Source organism: Burkholderia sp. FERM BP-3421 (assembly GCF_028657905.1).
In the GTDB taxonomy this organism is placed as follows: Bacteria; Pseudomonadota; Gammaproteobacteria; order Burkholderiales; family Burkholderiaceae; genus Burkholderia.
This window is the reverse complement of sequence record NZ_CP117781.1, coordinates 1,020,575-1,041,501: the sequence shown is the minus strand read 5'-3', so window position 1 is coordinate 1,041,501 and position 20,927 is coordinate 1,020,575. Positions and strand designations below refer to the sequence as shown.

General features: G+C 69.4%; 17 protein-coding genes and 1 pseudogene. 3 read left to right on the top strand and 15 right to left on the bottom strand.

The window, feature by feature from the left end; translation table 11 throughout:
- The first annotated feature begins 129 nt into the window (after nt 1-129).
- Nucleotides 130-1,047 carry a choline sulfate utilization transcriptional regulator gene (locus tag Bsp3421_RS07635; protein WP_273997765.1) on the top strand — a complete coding sequence of 306 codons (918 nt, stop codon included), beginning with the start codon at nt 130-132 and terminating at the stop codon, nt 1,045-1,047.
- Nucleotides 1,048-1,168: 121 nt separating this feature from the next.
- Nucleotides 1,169-2,047: a formyltetrahydrofolate deformylase gene (gene purU, locus Bsp3421_RS07630; RefSeq protein ID WP_273997763.1), complete on the top strand. Its 879-nt coding sequence runs from the start codon at nt 1,169-1,171 to the stop codon at nt 2,045-2,047.
- A gap of 92 nt (nt 2,048-2,139) precedes the next feature.
- Here purU and Bsp3421_RS07625 read toward each other — a convergent pair whose 3' ends face one another.
- From Bsp3421_RS07625 to Bsp3421_RS07600, 7 genes and pseudogenes are all read right to left on the bottom strand, one after another.
- A complete protein-coding gene (locus tag Bsp3421_RS07625; RefSeq protein ID WP_273997760.1) occupies nt 2,140-2,616 on the bottom strand; it encodes a nucleoside/nucleotide kinase family protein in 477 nt (158 codons plus the stop codon).
- A gap of 189 nt (nt 2,617-2,805) precedes the next feature.
- Entirely contained in the window at nt 2,806-2,961 is a 156-nt protein-coding gene (locus Bsp3421_RS34270; protein WP_443111522.1) for a hypothetical protein, read from the bottom strand.
- A gap of 91 nt (nt 2,962-3,052) precedes the next feature.
- Nucleotides 3,053-3,700: pseudogene (locus Bsp3421_RS07620) on the bottom strand (sugar phosphate isomerase/epimerase family protein); the annotation flags it as partial.
- A complete protein-coding gene (locus tag Bsp3421_RS07615) occupies nt 3,697-4,743 on the bottom strand; it encodes an ABC transporter permease (protein ID WP_273997758.1) in 1,047 nt (348 codons plus the stop codon). The pseudogene Bsp3421_RS07620 and the gene Bsp3421_RS07615, both read right to left, overlap by 4 nt.
- Nucleotides 4,740-5,759 carry an ABC transporter permease gene (locus tag Bsp3421_RS07610; protein ID WP_273997757.1) on the bottom strand — a complete coding sequence of 340 codons (1,020 nt, stop codon included), beginning with the start codon at nt 5,757-5,759 and terminating at the stop codon, nt 4,740-4,742. Before Bsp3421_RS07610 ends, Bsp3421_RS07615 begins: the two co-directional genes overlap by 4 nt.
- Complete coding sequence (locus tag Bsp3421_RS07605) at nt 5,752-7,287, bottom strand: sugar ABC transporter ATP-binding protein (RefSeq protein ID WP_273997755.1); 1,536 nt, start codon at nt 7,285-7,287, stop codon at nt 5,752-5,754. Before Bsp3421_RS07605 ends, Bsp3421_RS07610 begins: the two co-directional genes overlap by 8 nt.
- A gap of 35 nt (nt 7,288-7,322) precedes the next feature.
- Entirely contained in the window at nt 7,323-8,315 is a 993-nt protein-coding gene (locus Bsp3421_RS07600; protein ID WP_273997753.1) for a substrate-binding domain-containing protein, read from the bottom strand.
- 180 nt (nt 8,316-8,495) lie between these two features.
- On the opposite strand from Bsp3421_RS07600, the gene Bsp3421_RS07595 reads away from it, so the two are divergent.
- Complete coding sequence (locus Bsp3421_RS07595) at nt 8,496-9,560, top strand: LacI family DNA-binding transcriptional regulator (RefSeq protein ID WP_273997752.1); 1,065 nt, start codon at nt 8,496-8,498, stop codon at nt 9,558-9,560.
- A gap of 108 nt (nt 9,561-9,668) precedes the next feature.
- Here the strand turns inward: Bsp3421_RS07595 and Bsp3421_RS07590 are convergent, their stop codons facing one another.
- From Bsp3421_RS07590 to Bsp3421_RS07555, 8 genes are all read right to left on the bottom strand, one after another.
- Nucleotides 9,669-11,324, bottom strand: a complete 1,656-nt coding sequence (locus Bsp3421_RS07590) for an APC family permease (protein ID WP_273997751.1) — start codon at nt 11,322-11,324, stop codon at nt 9,669-9,671.
- A gap of 167 nt (nt 11,325-11,491) precedes the next feature.
- On the bottom strand, nt 11,492-12,355 hold the full coding sequence (locus tag Bsp3421_RS07585; RefSeq protein WP_273997750.1) for a glycine betaine ABC transporter substrate-binding protein: 864 nt from the start codon (nt 12,353-12,355) through the stop codon (nt 11,492-11,494).
- Nucleotides 12,356-12,486: 131 nt separating this feature from the next.
- Nucleotides 12,487-13,620 (bottom strand): hybrid-cluster NAD(P)-dependent oxidoreductase, encoded by a 1,134-nt coding sequence (locus Bsp3421_RS07580; protein WP_273997749.1) that lies wholly within the window; start codon nt 13,618-13,620, stop codon nt 12,487-12,489.
- Between the two features lie 16 nt (nt 13,621-13,636).
- Complete coding sequence (locus tag Bsp3421_RS07575; protein ID WP_273997748.1) at nt 13,637-14,878, bottom strand: aromatic ring-hydroxylating oxygenase subunit alpha; 1,242 nt, start codon at nt 14,876-14,878, stop codon at nt 13,637-13,639.
- A gap of 61 nt (nt 14,879-14,939) precedes the next feature.
- Nucleotides 14,940-15,725, bottom strand: a complete 786-nt coding sequence (locus Bsp3421_RS07570) for an electron transfer flavoprotein subunit beta/FixA family protein (protein WP_273997746.1) — start codon at nt 15,723-15,725, stop codon at nt 14,940-14,942.
- Nucleotides 15,722-16,876, bottom strand: a complete 1,155-nt coding sequence (locus Bsp3421_RS07565; protein ID WP_273997744.1) for an electron transfer flavoprotein subunit alpha/FixB family protein — start codon at nt 16,874-16,876, stop codon at nt 15,722-15,724. Before Bsp3421_RS07565 ends, Bsp3421_RS07570 begins: the two co-directional genes overlap by 4 nt.
- Nucleotides 16,877-16,880: 4 nt before the next feature.
- Nucleotides 16,881-18,806, bottom strand: coding sequence for a (Fe-S)-binding protein (locus tag Bsp3421_RS07560; RefSeq protein WP_273997743.1), 1,926 nt, complete (start codon nt 18,804-18,806; stop codon nt 16,881-16,883).
- Nucleotides 18,807-18,808: 2 nt separating this feature from the next.
- Entirely contained in the window at nt 18,809-20,872 is a 2,064-nt protein-coding gene (locus Bsp3421_RS07555) for an NADH:flavin oxidoreductase (protein WP_273997741.1), read from the bottom strand.
- Nucleotides 20,873-20,927 lie beyond the last annotated feature (55 nt).

Below are 20,927 nucleotides of genomic sequence, written 5' to 3'. Positions count from 1 at the left end.
CGCACCGTGGATTAGAATCGTCGGAGCCTTGCGGCGTCGGCCGCGCGGCCTGTCGGGGTGAATCCACTATGAGCGCCCGGCGGCGCGCCGTGAAGACGCCCGATTCTTATGAGCCCATTAGAGGTGCTTATGACGAGACCAGACCCGCTGCCGCCGCTGCAGGCGCTGTCGGCATTCGAATCGGCCGCGCGCCTCGCGAGCTTCACGGCCGCCGCACGCGAGCTGGGCGCGACGCAACCGGCCGTCAGCCAGCGCGTCGTGCAGCTGGAAACCGATCTGGGCGCGCCGCTGTTCGCGCGCGGCCATCGCGGCGTGACGCTGACCGAGGACGGCGCGCGGCTGTTCGAGGCGGTGCGCCACAGCCTCGACGCGCTGCGCGTCGCGAGCGCCGACATTCGCGCGCGCCGCGCGCGCGGCGCGCTGACCCTCGTCACCGATTTCGGCTTCGCCACCTACTGGCTGATGCCGCGCCTGGCCGAATTGAAGCGCGCGATGCCCGACGTGGACGTGCGCGTGGTCACCTCGCAGGCGCTCGATCCGCGGCGCGAGCAGGCCGACGTCGCGATCCTGTTCGGCGACGGCGCATGGCCGTCCTGCACGTCGACGCGGCTGTTCCCGGAAGCGGTCACGCCCGTCTGCTCGCCCGCGTTCCGCGCCGCGCACGCCGCGGCCGTCGCGCGCCCGGCCGACCTGCTGCCCCTGCCCCTGCTGCACGTGCAGCCGACCGACCCGGAGCGCTGGCTCGCATGGCGCGACTGGTTCGGCGCGCATGACCTCGATGCGCCGCACGGCACGCACGGGCTCACCTTCAACAGCTACGCGCTCGTGATCCACGCGGCGCTGATGCACCAGGGCGTCGCGCTCGGCTGGGCGCCGCTCGTCGACGCGCTGATCGAGAGCGGCCAGTTGGTGCGGCTGATCGACACGCCGGTCGTCACGCCGCGCGGCTACTTCCTCGTGCGGCCGCCCGCGCGCCCGGAAGCGCCGGCGGTGCCGCTGTTCCGCCGCTGGCTGCTCGACGCGTGCGCGGCGGCGCTGCCGGCCTGACGCGCCGATACCAGCGGCACGGCGTTCCGGTTCTATCCGCGCGGGGCGCGGCCCTGCTCTACTTGAGCCACGCATCCGGCCCGCGCCGGGCGCGTCCCGCTCAACGAGAACCGAGGAACGCATGACCGCCCCATCCCGCCCCCCTTCGTTCGTGCTGACCCTGTCCTGCCCGAGCGCCGCCGGCCAGGTGGCGGCGGTGGTCGGCTTCCTCGACCGGCGCCGCTGCTATATCGACGAGCTGAGCGTATTCGACGACGATCTGAGCCAGCGCTTCTTCGTGCGCTGCGGGTTTCATCCGACGGATGACGCAACCGCGCCGCCGGATCTCGACGCGCTGCGCCGCGAGTTCGCGCCGATCGCGGCCGGCTTCGACATGCAATGGGCGATCCACGACGCGAGCGCGCGCCCGAAGGTGCTGATCCTGGTGTCGAAGCTCGAGCATTGCCTCGCGGACCTGCTGTTCCGCTGGAAGATGGGCGAACTGAAGATGGACATCATCGGGATCGCGTCGAATCATCCCGACCTCGCGCCGCTGGCCGCGCAGCACGGCCTGCCGTTCCGGCATTTCCCCATCACGGCGGACACCAAGGCGCAGCAGGAAGCACAGTGGCTCGACCTGTTCGAGACGAGCGGCGCGGAGCTGGTGATCCTCGCGCGCTACATGCAGGTGCTGTCGCCGGAAACCAGCGCGCGGCTCGGAAACCGAGCGATCAACATCCATCATTCGTTCCTGCCCGGCTTCAAGGGGGCGAAGCCCTACCATCAGGCGCATACGCGCGGCGTGAAGCTGATCGGCGCGACCGCGCATTTCGTCACCGACGATCTCGACGAAGGGCCGATCATCGAGCAGGTGGTCGAGCGGGTCGACCATGCCTATCGGCCGGAACAGCTGCTCGCGGCCGGGCGCGACGTGGAGTGCATCACGCTCGCGCGCGCGGTCAAGGCGTTCATCGAGCGGCGCGTGTTTCTCAACGGGGATCGGACGGTGGTGTTTTCGTAGGGGGCGGGCGGGCCGGTGCGGGTGCCCGGTCTGCGCCTACGATGCTTATCGTCAGGGGAATCCGACTCCGGAGGCAGGCAACGTGACGCCGGTCACTCCGTCTGCGCCGCGCCGTTTTCCACCACGAAGTCCGCCGCCACGCTGTGCGCCTGCACGAGATCGACATTCGGAAGATCGTTGTCGTCGAGCTTCGCGCGGATCGCCGCGTCATCCATCCCATACCCGCGCCAGCGCGCGGCGAGCCGCTCGACCAGCACCGGGCGCGGCACGGCCAGCATCACCGTCGCGTCGAACAGCGGCCGCAGCACCGCCCAGTCGGGATCGTCGAGCAGCAGATAATTGCCCTCGACGAACACGAGCCGCGCCGATGCAGGCACGATCTCCGCGCCCGCGCGCGCGATTTCCAGCGTGCGGTCGAATACCGGCACCGCGATCGCCTTGCCGTCGTCCGCACGCAGCCGCGCGAGCAGCGCGGCGAGCCCGTCGACGTCGAAGGTGAACGGCGCACCCTTGCGCGCGCGCTGGCCGCGCGCGTTCAGCACGCGGTCGTCGAAATGAAAGCCGTCCATCGCGAGTACCGCCGCGACGCCCGGGGGTGGTCGCGTTGAGGGCATCGCACAGGTGGGCGGCGAAGGTGCTCTTGCCCGAGCCGGGCGGCCCGGCAATCGCGATCACGCGGCGCGGCGCGTGTTGCGTGTCGCGCAGCGCGGCGAGCAGGGTGTCGGCGTCCACGGCGCTTGCCTTCGTTGCCATCCCGCTCATGACAATTGACTCCGCTCGGCCTGCTTCAGGACTTCCCGCGCCGCCTTCAGCTGCACGCGCATATACGCGAGCGCGTGGGCGGCCAGATCGCCGCTGTCTTCCCACAGGTTGCGCCAGATCGCGAGGATCCCTTCGAGCGGCTGCCCGACCACGCGCGACGAGAAACTCTCGAACGCGATCGGCCCCGCGTACCCGGTTGCCGCGAGCGCGCGAAAAAATTGCCGTGAAATCGATGCTGCCCGAGCCCAGGTAGCCGCGATGCGAATCGCCGACGTGGACATAGCCGAGATACGCGCCGGTCTCGCGGACCGCGGCCGCCGCGTCGGATTCCTCGATATTCATGTGATAGGTATCCAGATGCACTTTCACCATGCGCCGGTCAATCCGCCGGCACAGCTCGACGCCCTGCGACGCCGTATTCAGCACGTTCGATTCATAACGGTTGACCACCTCCAGGCCGAGCGTGATGCCGCTCGCCTCGGCCTGCTCCGCGACCCGGGCGAGCACATCGACCGACATCGCGATACCTTCCGGCGTCGCCGGGACCGCATATTTTTGAAATGCCGAGTAGAGGATGCCACAGAGATGCGTCGCGCCGCAGTCGCGCGCGACGCGCAACGCATCTTCCAGCTTGCGCAGGCCGCGCGCGGCCTTCGCCGGGTCGCCGCTCGCGATGTCGGACTCCGCGTCGAGCCCGAGCGAAAACGTCACGCCCAGGCCGTTGCGTTCGAGTTCGCGCCGGGTGAACGCGACATCGATCGATGCCGGGTCGAGCGCCGGCACCTCGATGAAATCGAAGCCGGTCTCGGCCGTCCGCGCGATCGCCCGCGCGCAGGCCTCACGCGACCAGTCGGCCTCCCACACCAACGCATGTACGCCCAGCTTGTTCATTCGCTCCCCCTTCGTTGACGAGATCCGGGGCCGCCCGTCGCGCGCCCCGCGATATGAATCCGCGCGAACAGCCGCGGCGCGATCCGGGTCCAGCCCCAGCGGGCCGCCATCACCGCGAGCAGGAACGCGCCCCACAGCGCGGTCGCGAGATGCTGGCTCGCGCCGAGCAGGTTGAGCCCCGAGGCCATCACCTGCAGGATCACGAGCGCCACCACCACCGGCGCAACCCGGCCGAAACCGCCGAACGGATCGACGCGACCGAGAAAGCAGGCAAGCACGGCGATCAGCAGCAGCGCCTCGCCATGCCCGACCCGCACCGAATTGAAACGGGCCAGCATGACGATGCCGGCCACGCCGCACATGAGCCCCGACAGCATGTAGACGCGCGCGAGCGAGCGCGCCGTCGCGATGCCGGAATAGCGGGTCGCTTCGAGATTCGAACCGATCATGCGTGTGACGAAACCCAGCCGCGTGTATGCAAGCACGACATGCATCAGCAGCGCGCAGCCCGCGAAGACCCACAACGGCGCGGGAATGCCGAGCCAGATCCCGTTGCCGAGCGCGCGTACGGCGGGTGGAAAGCCGGAAATGTCGCCGCCCCGGGTCAGATATTCGCCGAGGCCGCGCACGAAGATCATGGCGGACAGCGACACCAGGATGGCGCTCGCGCCCGTGCAGGCAATGATCGCGCCGATCAGCCAGCCGATCGCCGCGCCCGTCGCCAGCGCGGCGGCGGCGCCCGCGACGATCACGCCGAGGCTCGCGTCCGCGCCGCCGTGCGCCTGGATCACCGCCGCCATCGCGAGCCCGGCGAGGTTCGCGGTGAACGTCACCGCGAGATTGATGCCGCCCGACATCAACGGCAGCAGCATCGCCAGCGCGAACAAACCCAGCTCCGGCAGCTGGAAGGCGATCGACACGAAGGTGCCGCCCGTCAGGAAGCGGGGCGAGGCCATGCCCAGCGCGAGGGTGACGAGCGCCAGGAAGCCGAGCAGGCCGGCCACGTCGGCCGGCACGACGCGCCGGGGAGAACGGGAATTCATGGCCGACCTCCGGCACGGGGCGACACGACGCGACGCGCGCCGAACAGACGGGTGACGCGCTCGCCGGACAACGTGATCGCGGCGAGAATGATCGCGCCGACAATCATCTTGAAGGCGTACGGCGAAATGCCGAGCAGGTTGAGCCCGTTCGCGGTCAACGACACCAGCAGGATCCCGAGCACCGCGCCGGGCACGCTGCCGCGCCCGCCGCCCAACCGCGCGCCGCCGAGCACCACGGCCGCGAGCACGTCGAGTTCGCGCCCGTAGAGCGCGTTGGGCACCACTTCCTGCACGTCGTGCGCCTGCATCAATCCGGCGATGCCCGCCGTCATCCCGAGCCAGCCGTACGCGATGTAGTGCATCGCGCCGATCGGAATGCCGATGCGGCGCGCAGCCTCCGGGTTATCGCCCGCCGCGTACAACTGCCGGCCGGTCGTCGTGCGCGCGAGCAGGAACCAGGTCGCGGCCACCACCACGGCCATCACGCCGGCCGGCAGCGCGAGGTCGGCGACGCCGCCCGCCGTCTCGACCCGCACGAGCGACACGCGGCGGGTCCACCAGTCCGGCAGATCGTAGATCGACACACCGCCCGTCGCGAACATCAGGCCGCCGAAGAACAGGTTGAAGGTGGCGATCGTCGCAACGATCGACACGATGCGAAAGCGCTGCACGAGCGTGGCGTTGAACGCCCCGAGCAGCGCCCCGTAGCCGGCCGCGGCGGCAAAACCGAGCGCCCAGTTGCCGCCGCCGAGCCGCATCATGGTCAGCGCGGTCAGATACTGGACGACCGATGCGCCGACCGCGAACGAGATGTCGATGCCGCCCGCGATCAGCACGACCAGCAGGCCGGCCGCGAAGATCAGGTTGACCGCGCTCTGGTTCAGGAGGTCGAACAGGTTCGACACCGTGAGGAACGCCGGCGAGGCGAGCGCGAGGCCGAGCGCCATCAGCACGATGACCGCGCACAGCAGCCGCTCGACCGCGCCGAATGCCGAGGGTCGGATGGATTCACGCATGGACGTCCCGCTCGATCTGATCGATGTCGACCGCGCCCGGCACGTATTGCGCGACGATGCGGCCGTCGCGCATGTGCAGGATCCGGTCGGCGTTGAAGTACACCTCGGGAATTTCGTCGGAGATCAGCAGGATCGCCATGCCGCCGGCGGCCAGCTCGCGCACGATCGCGAAAATGCCCGCGCGCGCGCCGACGTCGACGCCGACCGTCGGCGCATCGAGGATCAGCACCTTCGGCCCGGCGGCCAGCCATTTCGCCAGCACGATGCGCTGCTGGTTGCCGCCCGACAGCGTCGACACCGGATCGTCCACGCGACCGACCCTGACCGCGAGCCGGCCGATCCAGTCGTCGACGAGCACGGCGCGACGGCGCGGCGAGATCAGCCCCGCCGCGCCGAGCAGGCGCTTGAGTACGGCCAGCACCGTGTTGTCGCCGATCGACTGCGCCTGCACGAGCCCGAGCTGCAAGCGGTCTTCCGACACGTACGCGATGCCGGCGCGGATCGCGTCGCGATTGGACGCGAGCGCGAGCGGCCGGCCTTCGAGCCGGATCGCGCCGGCCGTCGGCCGGGTCATGCCGAACAACGACAGCGCAAGCTCGGTGCGGCCCGCGCCGAGCCGGCCCGTCACGCCGAGGATCTCCCCCCGGCGCAGCGCGAACGACACGTCGTCGTACTCGCCATGTCGGGACAGACCGTCGACCTCGAGCACGACGGGCGCATCGGCGCGATCGGCTGCACGCACCGCATCGTCGAGGCGGCGGCCCGTCATCAGCTCCGCGAGGCGCGCCTGGGTCATGCCCGCGGTCGGGAAGCTGCCGACCAGCGCGCCGTCGCGCATCACCGTGACCCGGGTACACACGTCGAGCACTTCGGCGAGCCGATGGCTCACGAACACCACGGCGATGCCGTCGTCCGACAGCCGCCGCACGATCGCGAGCAATGCGCGCGTCTCGGCATGGCTGAGCGACGCGGTCGGTTCGTCCATGAACACGAGCCGCGCATCGGCGACGAGCGCACGGGCAATCGCGACGGTCTGCCGCTGCGCGATCGACAGCGCGCGCACGGGCGCATCGAGCGCGAGCGGCACGCCGAGCCGTTCGAGAATGCGCGCCGCGGCAGCCGCCGTCCGGCGGTCATCGACCAGGCGCGGCCGCGCCCCGAGGTTGTATTCGAACGCGATGTTCTCGGCCACCGTGAGATCCGCGAACAGCGCGAGATCCTGCCAGATCACCTGGATCCCGAGCGCGCGCGCGACGGCCGGATCGAGCCGGTCGAGCCGACGGCCGTCGAAGCAGATGCGCGCGCCCGGTTCCGGCGCGTGGACGCCGCTCACGATCTTGATCAGCGTGCTCTTGCCGCAACCGTTTTCTCCCGCGAGACACAGCACCTCGCCGGGCATCACGTCGAACCGCACCTGCCGCAGCGCATGCACGCCACCGAAGCACTTCGACACGTTATCGAGTGCGAGCAGCGGCGCGCACCCGGCCACGACGGGCGGGCTCGATTCGTTCGGCATCACGGAGCGCATCGTCGTCCTCCTGTCGGGTCGCTGCACGGCGACGCTCACAGCCCTTGCTTCGCGAGTGCGTCGACCGTCGCGGCGTTCAACTCGACCAGTTGATCGACGATCAGCGTATGCCCGACGGGGTGGACGACGCCAAGGCCCGGAATCGTCATGCCGTCCTTGATCGGCTGCCCCTTCGCGACCATCGTGCCGAGCGTGACGAACACCTCGCCCGCCTGCTCGGGATTCCACATGTAACCGCCGCTCAACACGCCGTCGTGGACGAGACGCCGGCCCTGCCCCGGCGAGAACGGGCCCAGCACGAACACCTTGCCCTTCGCATTGCGTTCGGCCACCGCGCGCGCGGCGCCGATCGGCCCCTGGCTGCCGAATGCCAGAATCGCCCTCAGGTTCGGATGCGCGCGCATCAGGTCGAGCGCGGTCCGGCGTGAAGCATCGACGTCCTCGGCCACGCCATAGCGGTCGCCCACGAGCTTCATGCCCGGCTGATTCGCCTTCAGATACGCGATGGCGGCATCCGCCCACGCGTTGTGCAGCGGCACCGTGAGCGACCCGACGAAGACCGCGTATTCGCCCGTGCCGCCCAGCGCCTGCGCAAGCTTCTTCGCGTAGGCCTCGCCGAATCCCTTCGCGGAGGCCAGTTCGAAATCCCAGTCCGCGTTCTGTTGGCGCGGCGATTCGTGCGTGATCACCTTGATGCCGGCGGCGCGGGCGCGCTGCAGCACCGGCTCCAGCACCTGGGCATCGTTCGGCACGACGCCGATCACGTCGACGCGCTGCGCGATCAAGTCCTCGATCGCCCGCACCTGGAGCGCCGGATCCGCGCTCGTCGGCCCGATCATGAAAGCCTTCACGCCGAGTTGCGCCGCACGCTTGCGGATGCCGGCCTCCATCGCGTTGAACCACGGAATGCCGCCCACCTTCACCACCACGCCGATCACCGGTTGGTCCGGCGAGCCGACGGCCGGACCGGCCGTCAGCGCCAAGGCGATGATTCCCGCGCACAGCGCGCGCACGATGCTCGTCGACATGTCTCCTCCAGCGGGCGCGACCGCCCAATTTTAAAATTCCACCTTCGGGTTTGCTGAATGGATTCAGCTCTTTGGTTTCGTGTATGCTGAATCCATTCAGCTTCCGTTGTAAGCATGGGAAAACCCTGACATCCCGTGAGTTGGGGCACGCAACGAGAACAAACAGACCGAGGGTGGCAGATGAAGAGCGGCAATGGCGGACGCAAGTCCACGATCTACGACATCGCGAAGGCGACGGGCGCGTCCACGTCGACGGTCAGCATGGTGCTGAACGGCACCTGGGCGCGCTATCGCATCAAGGAGGAGACCGCGCAGCGCATTCTCGCGAGCGCGCGCGCACTCGGCTATCACGTGAACCTCAGCGCGCGCGGCCTGCGCCTGTCGCGCTCGGGGCTCGCGGGCATGATCATTCCACACTATCGCAACCGCTTCTTCGCGGGGCTCGCGCAGCACTTCGAGGACCACGCGCGTCAGCGCGGCTTATGCCCGATCGTGGTCGGCACGCAGCGCGACGCGACGGTCGAGCATGACGTCGTGCGGACCTTGCTCGCGCAACGCGTCGAACTGCTATTCATCGCGGGCGTGCGCGACCCGGAGCCGCTCAACCTGCTCTGTGCGGACGCGGGCGTGCCGTGCGTGAATCTCGACCTGCCCGGCGCGGGCGCGCCGTCGGTGGTGACGGACAACCGCGCCGGCGCCGCGCGGCTTGCCGGGGTCCTGCTCGACAAGCTGCTGGCGCGTGGCGCGCCCCCGGCGGCGCTGGTCATGCTGGGCGGCATCGCCGGCGAATACGCGACCGCTGAACGGATCGCCGGCTTCCGCGACGCCTTCGACCAACGTGGACTCGCCGCGCCCGCGCCGGACGCGATCGACTGCTGCGGCTATAGTCCCGCGGCCGCGCGTCACGCGCTCGCTCAGCGTCGCGGCGCGCTGGGTCACTTTCCGGCCGGCGTGCTGATGAACTCGATCACGGCGTTCGAGGGGCTCGTGCAGTTCACGTCGGATCTGCCCGCCGCCGCGTGGCGCGATGCGGTGGTCGGCTGCTTCGACTGGGATCCTTTCGCCGCGCATCTACCGTTCGACGTGACGATGCTGCGCCAGGATGTTCAGAAGATGATGGCGGAGGCATACGCGCTGCTCGACGCCGGTGACGCGGATCCATCGCGCCGGGTGATGGTGCCGGCGAGCTTCACGCACACGCTCGACGAGGATGACGCGGTGTATCACGAAGCAGGTGCGCCCTGAGCGGCCGCGCGCGAAGCCCGCTGATCGTCGCGCACCACCGCGCCTCAAAACCAGAAGGCCCGGGTTGAACCGCACCCGGGCCTTCGTTCACCGCATTTCTTCGCAGACCTACCTGACCCAGGCAAAGTAATAGGCGACGCCGATAGTCAGCGCCGCGCCCGCGAGCGTCGCGTATGGCGCAGCATCGAACCAGCGGCTGCGCGCCGGCACCGCCAACACCACGTCGCGCCGCATCTGCTCCGGGAAACGCCCGCGATCCTGCCAGTAATGGCGATACAGGAACACCGGCACGATCAGCAACATCGCGATCAGCCCGTTGCGCAGCGTGCCCTCGCCTTGCAGGTTCGCGCCCGCGCCCACGTAGACGAGATTGGCGAACCCGCACAGCGCGCCCAGCGCCAGCAGCCAGGTCGGGCAGCGGAACGGCCGCTCCCAGCCGCCGCGGTCCATGCGATGAATCCAGCCCGACTGAAGATTCAGGAACACGAACAGCATGTAGCAGACGTTCGAGATCGACAGCACGGTCATGTAGTCCGACATCATCAGCAGGACGAGGTTGAACCCGAGGTCGGTCCACATCGCGCGCGTCGGCGAGCCGTGCTCGTTCACCTGCGACAGGTACTTGGGCAGCCAGCCGTCGACCGACGCCTGATACAGCGTGCGCGACGAACCCATCATCGAGGTCATCACGATCAGCAGGATCGACAGCATCAGCATCACGACGACCGCGTTCGCGATCCACGCGCCGCCGCCGACGATCTTCGCCATCGCGGCCGCGACGCCCGTGCCGTCGCCGATCTTCGGATCGAGCATCGCCGCCGTGCCGAGCGCGCCCTGGAACGCCAGCGGCACCAGCGTCATCACGACCAGGCACAGCGCGCCCGACCAGAAAATCGCCTTCGCGGTGTCGCGGCGCGGATCGCGGAATTCGCGCGTGTAGCAGACCGCCGTCTCGAATCCGTAGGAGGCCCAACCGGCCATGAACATCGCGCCGAGCGCCATCACGACGCCCTGGCCGTTCCAGCTGCCGAACGACGCGGCGGTGAGCTGGCCGTTCGCGTCGTGACCGAGCGGCAACAGCGGCAGGAGATTCGACATGGGCACGTCGCCCGTGACGAACGGCACGATGCCGACGATGAGCAGCGGCGTGAGCGAGGCGATGCCGAGGATGCGCTGCGTGCGCGCGGCCTTGGCGGCCCCGCTGTGCTGCAGCTTGAACGTGACGAGAAGCAGGAGCGCCGCGATCACGAAGGTCGCGTTGATCCGCAGGGTGAGGCCGGGCTTGATGAAACCGAGGTCGGCAAGGGTCCATTGCCAGTGCTGGATCGCGGCGTCGGCCGGGAACAGGCTCGTGAGCGCGTAGCTCGCGGCCAGCCCGCAGCCCAGCGCCAGCATTGGCGACCACGCGAGCCAGTTGCACCACACCGAAACCGGGGCGATCAGCTTGCTGTATCGCACCCATCCAATCGCGCCGTACACCGACGCGCCGCCCGATTTATGGGGAAACAGCCCGGAGATTTCCGCATAAGTCGCGCTTTGAACCAGGCCCATCGTGATCGCGGCGATCCAGATCGCCCACGCGGGTTGGCCTACCGTGGCGCACACGCCGCCGATCGTGAACAGCACGCCCGCAGGCACACCGCTCGTGACCCAGAATGCATCCTTCCAGGTCAGGCCACGATGCAGCGTGTGGCCCTTCACATCATGTGAGATCGTGTCTCCGACCGTGTCTGCGCGGCATGTTCGCAGCCCTGCGTGACTCATCCAAATCCCCCTGTGAAGACGTCGCACAATCACATAGTTTAACAACGTATGTGTTCGGAAGTCCAGAAAACGTCTGTTTTTATCGAGAAATTACGCGATTCGTGAAATTTAATTCGCCATCCTCACCATGAATTCCACTCTTTCGCGCGATGACGATCGAGACGGCTTCATGGCGCGGCAGCGACCCATTCGTTCACGCGATCCGCGTGCGCGGCGATCCACGCATCGGCGGCCGCATCGGGCTTCGCGCCGCTCCGGATCGCGAGCATCACGCCGTCGATCTCGCCCGGTTTCCACTGGAATTTCCGCAGGAACGCCGCGACCGGTTTCGCCTTGGTTTCGAGGCCCGGATTCGCGACGCTGTCGACGTGTTCGGCCTCGCCGTAGACTTTCTTCGGATCGTCGAGGAAGCGCAGCTTCCATTTCGCGAACATCCAGTGCGGCGCCCAGCCCGTGACCACCACCGGGCGGTTCGCGTGGATCGAGCGCGCCAGCTCCGCCGTCATCGCACCGCCCGAGCTGGCCATCAGCGTGTAGCCGAGGCCGTAGTTCCTGATCGCGTCGTCGGTCTTGCGCATCACGCCCGCGCCGGCGTCGATGCCGACGATGCGGCCGCCGAAGTCGGCCTTCTCCGCGCCCAGCTCGTCGATGCGCTTCGCCTTCACGTAGTCGGGCACGATCAGCCCGATCCGCGCATCGGGAAAGTTCGTGCCGAGGTTCACCACCTTGGTCTTGAACTGATCCCAGTACGCGCCCTGCGTGACCGGCAGCCAGGCGGACAGAGTCGCATCGAGGTCGCCGCGCGCCACGCCCTGCCACATCACGCCCGCCGCCACCGGCACGAGCTGCACCGGATAGCCGAGCCGCTTCTCGATGATCCGCGCGGCGACGTTGGTGGTCGCGACGCTGTCGTCCCAGCCCTCGACGTAGCCGATCCTGAGCGTCGGCTTCGCATCCGCGAGCACCGGCGCGGCCGCGACCAGCAGGGCGGACAGCGCGCCGCCACACAGCAGTCTGGCGAGAAGTTTCATGGTCGATCTCCTTGGGGTGGGGGAACAATGCAACGCCTCTCAGGTTCCAGCATCCTCAACCACAAATTCGCGCGACCGTTCTTTTGCGACACGTCCTTGCCCGGCGGCGACGCGCGCCGCCACGCCCGGCGTCACTTGTCGATCACGAGATCCGACAGCGGCTTGCTGCAGCAGAGCAGCACCATGCCCTGATCGATCTCGCGCTGGCGGATCCCGCCGTTGTGCTTCATCTCGACCTGCCCCTCGACGAGCTTGACCTTGCAGGTGCCGCACATGCCCTGCGTGCAGGAGGCCGGCAGACGCACGCCGGCCTGCCGCGCGGCGTCGAGCACGTGCTGGCCCGCGCCGCAATGGATCTCGCGCCGGCTCTTCGCGAAGCTCACCGTGTACTGCGCCGCGTCGGTGGCTTCCGCGGCGGCGGGCGACGCGTCGACCGCCGCCTCCGCGGCCAGCGTCTCGAACGAGAAGCTTTCCTCGTGATAGCGGCTGCGCGCGAAGCCCGCTTCGTCGAGCAGGTCGCGCACCGCCTTCATGTACGGCGCGGGGCCGCACGTGAAGATCTCGCGCTCCATGAAATCCGGCGCCATCAGCTTCAGCAGGGACAGCGACAGGAAGCCCGTCACGCCGTGCCAGTGCGTGCGCGCGCCGACGCGCTCGCACACGAACGCGGTGCGGAAGTTCGCCTGGCTCGCCGCGATCAATTCCAGCTCGCGCGCGAAGATGATGTCGTCCGGCGTGCGCGCGCTGTGCACGAACACGATGTCGCGGTCCTCCGCGAGATCGTGGTGCGCGCGGCTCATCGACATCAGCGGCGTGATGCCGGACCCGGCCGACAGGAACAGGTACTTGCGCGCCGGATGCCGCGCGCAGGTGAATTCGCCCGCCGGGCCGAGCACGCGGATCGACGCGCCCGGTTGCAGGTTGTCGTGCAGCCAGTTCGACACCGTGCCGCCCGGCACGCGCTTCACCGTGATCGACAGCGTGTGCGGGCGCGCGGGCGACGACGAGATCGTGTAGCAGCGATTCACGCGCTCGCCGTCGATCTCGATTTCGAGCGTGATGAACTGCCCCGGCTCGAACGCGAAGGCGCGCCCGGCCGGCGAACGGAAGAAGAAGCTCTTCACGTCGTGCGTCTCCTGGCGCACCTGGCAGCACACGAGCGCATCCTCTTCGTCGCTGTTCCAGCAGCCGGGCAGCGCGCGCCAGAACGCGGGACGGCTTACGCGGCTGTCGGCCGGCTCGAAATTCTCGACATCTCGCATCATCTGTCGCCCCCTCCCGCTATGCGGCGATCCGCGCGGCCAGACGGCCGATGTACCAGGCCGAGAACTTCTCGACCAGCCCCTCGGTATACGGCGAGTACGGCCCCGGTTCGTAGGCGCTGCTCGCCGCGCCGCGCTGTGAGTATTCGACGAGCGCGCGGTCCTGGTCGTTGGTCGCGTTCCACACGGCCGTCAGGTTCTTCACGTCGTAGTCGATGCCTTCCTTCGCCTCCTTGTGCACGAGCCACTTGGTGCGCACGAGCGTCTCGCCCGCCGACAGCGGGATCACCGAGAACGTGACGATGTGATCGCTCATGAAGTGGTGCCACGAATTCGGCTGGGTCCAGAACGACAGGCCGCCCAGGTCGGACTGCCGGAACTCGCCGAGCAGCACGCGCGACGCGACCCGCGCGTCGAGCGTCTGCGATTCGCCGCTGCGGTCGAGCGGCAGCCGCTGCGTGCGGAAGCCGGTGGTGTCGCCGAGCCGGTCGACCTCCACCGACGGCAGACCGAGCGCGGCCCATTGCTCGGCGCGCTCCGCGCAGGTGCGCTCGAACGCGGCCATGCCGTCCGCGTTCGCGGGCGACGGCTGGTAGCCGAAGCCGTATTCGTACAGCGAGATCGTCAGCTCCGGATGGTTCGCGACGCAGTGGTAGCACTCGCGATTGTTCTCCATCGTCAGCTTCCAGTTGCCCTGCTCGATGATGTCGACCTGCGCCGCGATCTTCGTGTTCGGCAGGTCGTGCGGCAGCAGGTACGGCTCCATCGCCGCGCGCATCACCGCGAAATCGACGGGCGGCGTCTCCGCGAGGCAGACGAACAGCAGGCCCGCGAGGTTCTCCAGATGCACGGGCTTCAGGCTGTGCTTGCAGCGGTCGAACTGCTCGCCCATGTGCTCCGCGAACATCAGCTGGCCCGTCAGGTTGTAGGTCCAGCTATGATACGGGCACACGATGTTGCCGACCGACCCCTTGCCCTCGTTGCACAGACGCGCGCCGCGATGACGGCAGACATTGTGGAAGGCGCGCACCTCCATGTCGTCGTCGCGCACGATCAGGATCGAATCGTCGCCGAGCTGCACCGTCACATAGTCACCGGGTTCGGGCACATCGGGCTCGACCCCGACCTGGATCCAGTGCTGGCGGAAAATCGCGTCCATGTCGAGCGCGAAGATCTCGTCGCTGCGATAGAACGGCGCCTCCAGACTGTAGCCCGCTTTTCGCCGTTCGATCAGTGCGCGAATGTCTGCCGATACTTTCATCGTGTGCTCCGGATTCCTTGCTTTTCCTGGGGGTTGACGACAGGCATGGAGGGGCGGCGCCTCAATAGTCGATGAGCTGATGCTCGCGCAAATAGGCCAGCATCACTTGTGCTTTTTCGACCGAACTCCCTTCAATTACGACGTTTCCGCCGCGGCTTTCGGTGGTGGTCGCGGACAGCATCCGCGCATGTCCCGAGCGCTTCTCGGCCGCCGCGAGGCGCACCGGCTTGCGTTCGACGGGGCCGTTCGACCAGGCCCCGGCATCGGGCACGGCGCGCGGCGTCACGCGCAACGGGCTCACGCTGCCCGCGCGCAGGCGCGCATAGGCATAGCGCGGCTGCGCGTTCGCGAGCGGATGCACGGCGACGAGCGCCGGCAGCGGCGCGTCGACGCGCCGCCGCAACCCTTTCGGCAGGAACTGGCGCACCGCGACCCGGCCCGCGTCGACCTGGAGATCGACCGCCGCGCCGATGCAGGGGCAACCGAGCGCCGCCGCCACCTGGTAGGGCAGCATCCCGCTGTCACCCGCGCCTTCCGCGCGGGTGCCGGTCAGCACCAGGTCATAGCCCTGCACCCGGGCCGCCAGCGCGGCGGCCGCGTCATCGGCCGCGCCGCACGGCAGCACTTCGACCTCGCGCGCGCCGAGCGCCAGATAGTCGGCCAGCGCCGGATTCGCGGCGTCGCCCGCGTGGAACACGTCGAGCCGCGCCGCATGGCGTTCCGCGAGCGCCAGGCCGAGCACGAGCGCGGATGCGTCGTTGCGGCCGTAGCGCGGCGCGCCGTTCACGGGATGCACGCCGACCGACACCAGGACGGCGATCCGTTCGAGAGTACGGTTGTCGTTCATGCGGCCAGCTCCTCCGGTTGCGCCGCGCGCGGCGCGGCGTGGCCCTGCCGGCGCGCCGCGCCCACCTGCTCGATCAGCGCGGCGATGATCGCCCGCGCGTCGCCGACGATCGTCAGGTTCGCGCGCTTCGCGATCGGCGCGCTCGCGTCGAGATTCACCGCGATCACGTGCCGGCAATCCTTGATTCCCTGCAGATGCTGGACCGCGCCCGAGATGCCGAACGCGATGTAGAGGCTTGCGTCGACGGTCTTGCCGGTCGCGCCCACCTGCTTGTCGCGGCTGAAATGGCCGTTGTCGACAGCCACGCGGCTCGCGCCGATCGCCGCGCCGAATACCGTCGCGAGCTGCCCGAACGCGGCGACGTCGGTCACGCCGTTGCCGGCCGAGACGATGAAGTCGGCTTCTTCGAGCGCCACCTGCGCCGCGTCGGCTTCCTCGATGCCGAGGTCGCGATAGGTCGACGCCGCCTGCGCCGGCGGAACCAGCGCCGCCAGCTCGACGCGCTCGCCCGCGCCGACGAACGGCAGGCGCGGATCGACCGCATTCGGCGCGAGCAGCACGACCTCGGGCAGCGCACGGGTCGCAAAGCCGCGCTTCGCATCGATGTACACGCCGACATGGCGCGCGTCGATCTCGACCACCTGGGTCGCGACGCTGGCCCGCGCGGCGGCCGCGTAGCGGCGGCCCAGGTCGCCGTCGCCCGTCGCGTTGTCCGGCATCAGCAGGTGGCGCGGCGCGAGCGCCGCGACGCACGCCGCCAGCGCGGCCAGCGCCTGTTCCGGCGCGAACGCGCGGCGCTCGAAGTCGCGCAGCTCGATCAGCCGGTCGACGCCGAGCGCGGCCGGATCCTCCTTCAGTTCGCCGAACACGAGCAGCGCCACGTCGGTATCCGGCTCCGCGAGCAGCGCGGCGGCGGCCACGGTCTGCTTGGCATGTTCGTCGAGCGCGCCGCGCTCGCTGTGCGCGGCGACCAGCAGCACGCAGCGGCGCTCGCCCGCCGCGCGCAGCGGCTTCACGGCCGGCGCATCGTGCGCCGACGCGCGCCATGCGCCGGGATCGGCGCTGCCCGTCTCGCCGAGCGTGATGCGCTTCAGCCCGGCCGCCGTGACGACGAACGGCCGGCGGGGATCGATTCGTTTGATCGGATTCATCGTGTCACTCCAGCGCAGCGGCAACGAGTTCGGCGACGTCGAGCACGTCCGGGCGCGGCCCGACCACGCCCTCGAGCATCGCGGTGCAGTTCGGGCAGCCGACCGCCACCACATCCGCGCGCACCGCGCGCGCGTCGGCGATGCGGATGTCAGGAATCCGCTGCTTGCCGGGGATGTCGGTCAGCGGCGCGCCGCCGCCGCCCCCGCAGCAGCGGCCGCGCATGCCGTGGCGCTCCATTTCCACGACCTCGATCCCGATCGACTTCAGCAGGCGGCGCGGCGCGTCGGTCTCGCCGTTGTAGCGGCCGAGATAGCAGGGATCGTGATAGGTGACGCGCGCGTCGCGCAGCGCTTCGGCCGCCTTCGGCGCGATCCGGCCGGCGTCCGCCAGCTCCGCGATGAAGCCGGTATGGTGCTTGACCGTGTAGCGCGCGCCGAGCGCGCGGTATTCATTGCGCAGGCTGTGCATCACGTGCGGATCGGCCGTGACGATCTGCCGGAACGACAGCGCGTCGAGCGTCGCGATGAGCTGCCGCGCCGCATGCTCGAAGGCGGCCTCGTCGCCGAGCCGGCGCGCGACGTCGCCGGTGTCGGTCTCCGCGCGGCCGAGCACCGCGTAGTCGATGCCTGCCTGGTTCAGGATCCGCACGAGCGCGCGCAGCGTGCGCTGGTAGCGCATGTCGAAGCCGCCCTCGCCCACCACGAGCAGCACGTCGACCGGCCGGCCCGGCTGCGCGACGGGGGCGCCCAGGTCCACCGACCAATCGTAGCGCGCGGCCGTGTCGTGGCCGCCCATCGTGCCGGTTTCCCGCAGGTTCGCGAGCACCTCCGCGCCCTTGCCCGGCACCGCGCCGAACGCGAGCGTCTGGTTGCGGCGCATGTCGACGATCGCGTCGACGTGTTCGATCAGCATCGGGCATTCCTGCACGCACGCGCGGCAGGTGGTGCACGACCACAGCGTGTCGGCCTCGATCAGGCCCGAGACGATCGGGCCGCCCGGCTCGCCGCCATGCCGGCCGACCGGGATCCCCGGCGTGGGGCTGCCCGCGTAGCCCGCGTCGGTGCCGCCCGCCATGCCCGTGACGAGATCCTGGATCAGCTTCTTCGGATTCAGCGGCTGGCCGGACGCGAAGGCCGGGCACGCCGCCTCGCACTTGCCGCACTGCACGCAGGCGTCGAAGCTCAGCAGCTGGTTCCAGCGAAACTCGACCGGGCGGCCGACGCCGTACTCGCCGCGTTCGAGCGCGGGCGGCTTCAGCGCGGTCGGCGGCGTCGCCGCGCCGTGGCCCGTGTAGGCGTCGCGGCTCGCCGCGAAACGCTCCTGGCGCGGATGGAACGCGAGATGCAGCAGCCCCGCGATCGCATGCTTCATCGGTCCGCCGCGCGCCGCGCCCAGCGTCATCGCGAACGCGCCCGCGCCGATCAGCGCCGCGCACAGCAGCGCGAACGCGCCCGACATCGCGGCGGCCGGCACCAGCATGTACAGCACGAGGCCGAGCGCGAACGCGCCGAGCAGCCAGGGCAGCGTATTCCACGGCCCGCGCGACAGGCGCGCGGGCGCCTCCTTCGCGCGCCGGCGACGCCACACGAAGCCCGCGCCCACCAGCATCGCGACGGCCGCGACCAGGATCAGCCGGTCGAGCCAAGGCGAGTACAGCGCGAAACCGTAGTTCACGAACACCAGCGCGAGCGCCGCGAGCGCGCCGCCGGCGGTCGCGACGTGCGTCTTCGCGATGTACGGATCGCGCGCGACGACATGATGGAGATCGACGAAGTAGCGCTTCGGGATCGCGAACAGGTTCGCGACGCCATACGCGCCCGGCGCGCTCGCGCGGCCGAGCCGCCAGTACGACGCGCGCTTCACGACCGCGAACGCGAGCCCCGCCACCGACAGCCACAGCAGCGCGGTAATCAGGAAGGCCGGCTTCATCGTCAGAAATCCTTGGTGAGCCGCAGCGCGTCGTAGATCGCGCCGTGGATGTTGTGCATGGAGATGCAGTCGCCGACGCGGAACAGCAGGAAGCGGCCGTCGCCGAGCGTCTCGGCCAGGCAGGGCTGCGGTTCCGCCGCGAACAGCTTGTGCACGTCCACCTGGCCGCGATTCGCCGATTCCGGCTTCAGCTTCCAGTACAGCGCGTCGTTCGGCGTCACGCCGTTCTCGATCACGACCTGGTCGACCGCGCGCTCCTCCTGCTCCTCGGTGTATTCGTTGCGCAGCACCGCGATCGTCCTGCCGTCCTCCTCGTAGACGCGATCGAGCCAGTAGTTCGGCGTGTGGATCACACCCTGCGCGTACAGGCGGCGATAGAAGATCGGGAACGTGGTGCCGCCGCAATCGTCGGCGACCTTGACGTCGGGCGTGACGATCTCGACGCGCGCGCCGCGGCTCGCGATGAAATCCGCGACACCCGCGCCCGCCTGCGTGCTGACGCCGTCGTACACGAGCACGTTCTGCTTCGGCTCGACGCGGCCGGACAGGATGTCCCACGAACTGACCGCGCGCCCCTCGGCCACGCCCCAGTCCGGCACCTGCCCGGTGAAGCTCGCGCCGCCCGTGGCCAGCACGATGATGTCGGGCTTCTCGGCGAGGATCATGCGGTCGTCGGCCGCGACGCCGAGCCGGCGATCGACGCCGAGCCGCTTCGTCTCCATGTCGAACCAGCGCACGATGCCGGCCATCTGCTCGCGCTGCGGCGCCTTCGCGGCGAGCAGGATCTGGCCGCCCACCTCCTGCTGCTTCTCGAACAGCACGACCTCGTGGCCGCGCAGCCGCGCGACGCGCGCGGCCTCCAGCCCGGCCGGTCCCGCGCCGACCACCACCACCTTGCGGCGCGGCCCGCGCGATTTCTCGATCACGTGCGGCATGGTGGCCTCGCGCGAGGTCGCCGCGTTCTGCACGCACAGCACGTCGAGGCCGTTGTACTGGCGGTCGATGCAGTAGTTCGCGCCGACGCACTGCTTGATCTCGTCCTCGCGGCCGTCGCGGATCTTGATCACCATGTGCGGATCGGCGATCTGCGCGCGCGTCATCCCGACCAGGTCGACCATGCCGTTCGCGAGCAGGCGTTCGGCCTGACCCGCGTCGCGGATGCTCTGCGCGTGCATCACCGGCAGCTTGACGACCGACTTGATGCCGGCCGCGAGATGCACGAACGGCTCGGGCGGCAGCGCCATCGGCGGCATGCAGTTCGCGAGCGTGTTGTGGGTGTCCGCGCCCGAGCCGATCACGCCGAGATAATCGATCAGCCCGGTTTCCGCCATCGCCTGCGCGATTTCCTTGAGTTGCTCGTGGTCGAGGCCGTCCTCGTGGAATTCGTCGCCGCACATGCGCAGCCCGACGCAGAAGTCGCGGCCGACCGCCTCGCGCACCGCGCGCAGCACCTCGACGCCGAAGCGCAGGCGGTTTTCCAGACTGCCGCCCCATTCGTCGGTGCGGAAGTTGGTGCGCGGGCTCCAGAACTGGTCGATCAGGTGCTGGTGCGCGGCCGAGATCTCGATGCCGTCCATGCCCGCGTCGCGCACTCGCTTCGCGGCCGCCGCGAAATCGCCGATGATGCGGCGGATCTCCTCCGGCTCGATGATCTTCGCGTTGCCGCGATGCACGGGCTCGCGCACGCCCGAGGGCGTCATCAGGTGCGGCCAGTGCTCGCCGTGGAACGCCGAGCGCCGCCCCATGTGGGTCGCCTGGATCATGATCTTCGCGCCGTGCCGATGCATCGCCTCGGCCAGCCGCGCGAGCGGCTCGACGACCCGGTCGGTCGACAGGTTCACCGACTTCCACCAGCCCTGCGGGCTGTCGACAGACACCGGGCTCGATCCGCCGCACACGGCGAGGCCGACGCCGCCCTTGGCCTTCTCCTCGTAATAGCGGATGTAGCGGTCGCCCGGCAGGCCGCCCGGCTCCGCGTAGACCTCCGCGTGCGCGGTGCTGACGATCCGGTTGCGCAGCGTCAGCTGGTTGAGCGTCAAGGGTTTGAACAGGTGGGGATAGCGCATCGCGGGCGACCTCTGGCGTTCTCGGGTTCTCGTGGCGGATTCGTGGCGGTGGAGC